This is a genomic window from Mesorhizobium sp. M7D.F.Ca.US.004.03.1.1, from assembly GCF_003998635.1.
Classification (GTDB): Bacteria; Pseudomonadota; Alphaproteobacteria; order Rhizobiales; family Rhizobiaceae; genus Mesorhizobium; species Mesorhizobium loti.
Window position 1 is genome coordinate 1 of the sequence record NZ_RZQG01000799.1, and the last position, 2,769, is coordinate 2,769.

At 64.8% G+C, this 2,769-nt stretch carries 3 protein-coding genes; all 3 read right to left on the reverse strand.

The genetic code is table 11. The annotated features are described in order from the left end of the window. Positions 1-13: 13 nt before the first annotated feature. Positions 14-754, reverse strand: a complete 741-nt coding sequence (locus EN935_RS30015; protein WP_127264981.1) for an NUDIX domain-containing protein — start codon at positions 752-754, stop codon at positions 14-16. An 86-nt stretch (positions 755-840) separates the two neighbouring features. Further along, complete coding sequence (locus tag EN935_RS30020) at positions 841-1,287, reverse strand: DUF983 domain-containing protein (protein WP_109671557.1); 447 nt, start codon at positions 1,285-1,287, stop codon at positions 841-843. Next, positions 1,287-2,769, reverse strand: a 1,483-nt coding sequence (locus tag EN935_RS30025; RefSeq protein ID WP_127373921.1) for a VacB/RNase II family 3'-5' exoribonuclease, incomplete at its 5' end; no start/stop codon positions are given. The genes EN935_RS30025 and EN935_RS30020, both read right to left, overlap by 1 nt.

Here is a 2,769-nt window from a genome sequence, read left to right on the forward strand (position 1 = left end):
GATGCTGAATACTCTACAGAAGTTCGCGGGTGAAGCGGTTGCGGACAAGCCGGTAGAAGGGCACGGGACCGCCCGGACGCAACAGCGGATCATGGGCGAGGCGCTTTTGCAGCTCGTCCAGGATCATTCGGGTGATGTCGGGTATGTCGGCTTCCCTGGCCTTGGCAAGCGGCAACCAGACCAGCTCTTCGAGTTCGTTGGTCGGGCCGCCACCGGGCAGTTCGACTGCGACGTCGTCGCGCCAGGCGCTAAAGAAGCGCGTGTCGAAGCGGCGCACCCGGTTGGGCGGCGTGATGGCGCGCGCGACGAAGCGCAGCATGTCCAGAGAGGGCTGCACGCCGTGTTCGGCAAAACCTTGCCAATCGGGCCTGACGGTGGCGAAAGCGCCTTTGCGGCCGATCAGCAATCCGGCTTCCTCATAGGTCTCGCGGATGGCCGACAAGGCGATGGCGCGGGCTCGTGCGGCGCTTATGCGCCCCGGCCCGGCGATCAGCCTAGCTTCCTGCTCCGGGTGCAATGCAGCGGCGACCGGGATGCGGCTGTCGGCCGGATCGGTGCGGCCGCCGGGAAAGACGAACTTGCCCGGCATGAAGGCGTGGCCGGCATGGCGGCGGCCCATCAGAACCAGCACGTCATCGCCCTTGCGGTCGAGCAGGATCAGGGTTGCCGCGTCGCGCGGCCGAATTGGCCGGTCGCTATGAGCGATCATGCTCCGCTCGATCTTGTCGACTTCCGCCTTGGTCATACCGTCCATGCGCAGGACCTAGCGGAAACTTCTGGCAAGCGAAAGTGGCCTTTCACGGTCGGTATGTTGCGCCAGGGCGCATTCTTGGCTGCGACTCAGGCTCCGGGATGCGGCTCGATCACGTCGTGTTCGTCGCCGAAGCCGTGCATATAGAAGGCCCATTGCAGTCCGATGACGGCACCCTTGACCGGTTGCAGCAGTGCGACCGACAGAAGGATGGTCAGCGGCACCCAGATGGCGATGTGCTGCCATGTGGACAAGGTGGAGGTCGCCTCGACGCCCATGAAAGCGCCGAGCACGATGTGACCGACGATGACGATGACGAGATAGGCAGGCAGGTCGTCGGCGCGGTGGTGATGCAGTTCCTCACCGCAGACGCTGCATGTGTCGACGGTCTTGGTGAAGGCGCGAAACAGCTTGCCTTCGCCGCAATGCGGGCAGCGGCCGAGCAGGCCGCGCTTCATCGCCGTCCACAGCGGGCGGGCGACCCGGCCCGAGTGATGTTCTCCGCCGAAAACCTGTTCTTCAATGGCTGTTGTCATCATCGTCTCCTGCCGCGCGAACCCGGTCGCGATTGCGACGCGCGGGCGCGGCCCTTGGCCTTGTGAAACGACCGCTTGGAGCCCGGCAAAGGCTTCGGGTCGGTCAACATCTCGAAGCGCATCGCGCCGGCCATCGGTGCCACCTCGACGAGTCGGACTTCGACGCGGTCCGCGAGCTGGTAGCCTTTGCCCGAGCGTTCTCCGAACAGGGAGCGGGCCGTTTCGTCGTATATATAGTAATCGCCGTTCAATGTTGACACCGGGATGAAACCATCCGCGCCGTACTGCGGCAATTGGACAAATAGTCCTGATTTGGTGACGCCGGAGATGCGGGCATCGAACCGGTCGTCGATGCGCTCGGCGAGATAGGCGGCGATCAGACGGTCGACCGTGTCGCGCTCGGCCGCCATTGCGCGGCGTTCCGTGCCTGAGATCAGCACCGCGACATCTTCGAGCCGTGCCGCTTCGTCCTGCGTCAGCCCGCCCGGGCCCAGGCCGAGTGCGGCAATAAGTCCGCGATGAACGATCAAATCGGCATAGCGGCGGATCGGCGAGGTGAAATGGGCGTAGCGCCTGAGGTTGAGACCGAAATGGCCGATGTTCTTGGGCGAGTATTCGGCTTGGCTCTGCGAGCGCAGCACCACTTCGTTGACCAAGCCTTCATTGTCGGCGCCGCGCACGCGCTCCAGGATGCCGTTGAACTGGCTTGGCTGCATCTGCGCGCCGCGGGCGAGCGACAGGCCAAGCGTCTGCAGGAACTCGCGCAACGATTCCTGCTTGGCGAGCGACGGCGCGTCGTGGACGCGGTAGACCAGTTCCTGTTTCTTCGCTTCCAGCGTCTCGGCGGCGGCAACATTGGCCTGGATCATGAATTCTTCGATGAGCTTGTGGGCATCGAGCCGTTCCGGCACGATGACGCGATCGACGGTGCCGTCCGGCTTGAGCAGGATCTTGCGCTCCGGCAGATCGAGCTCGAGCGGCTGGCGCCCATCGCGGCCACGCTTCAGGATCGCATAGCCGTCCCACAGCGGCTTCAGCACCGTATCGAGGATTGGACCGGTCTTCTCGTCCGGCACGCCGTCGATCGCCGCCTGCGCCTGGGTGTAGGCGAGCTTCGCCGCCGACTTCATCATGACGCGATGGAAGGAGTGCCTGAGCTTGCGGCCCTCGGCCGAAAAAACCATACGCACGGCGAGCGCCGGCCGGTCCTGGCCCTCGCGCAGCGAGCAGAGATCGTTGGAGATGCGTTCGGGTAGCATCGGCACGACGCGATCGGGGAAATAGACCGAATTGCCGCGCTTCAGCGCTTCGCGATCGAGCGCCGTGCCATAGCGCACATAGGCGGCGACGTCGGCGATCGCCACAGTGGCGACCACGCCGCCCGGGTTCTTCTCGTCGAGATCGGGTGTAGCGAAGACGGCGTCGTCATGGTCCTTGGCGTCGGCCGGATCGATGGTGACCAGCGGCAGGTCGCGCCAGTCC

Excerpts from the sequence above, each read along its gene's own strand:
- EN935_RS30020 (WP_109671557.1), bottom strand. The coding sequence starts at position 1,287 with ATGACAACAGCCATTGAAGAACAGGTTTTCGGCGGAGAACATCACTCG.
- EN935_RS30015 (WP_127264981.1), bottom strand. The coding sequence starts at position 754 with ATGGACGGTATGACCAAGGCGGAAGTCGACAAGATCGAGCGGAGCATG.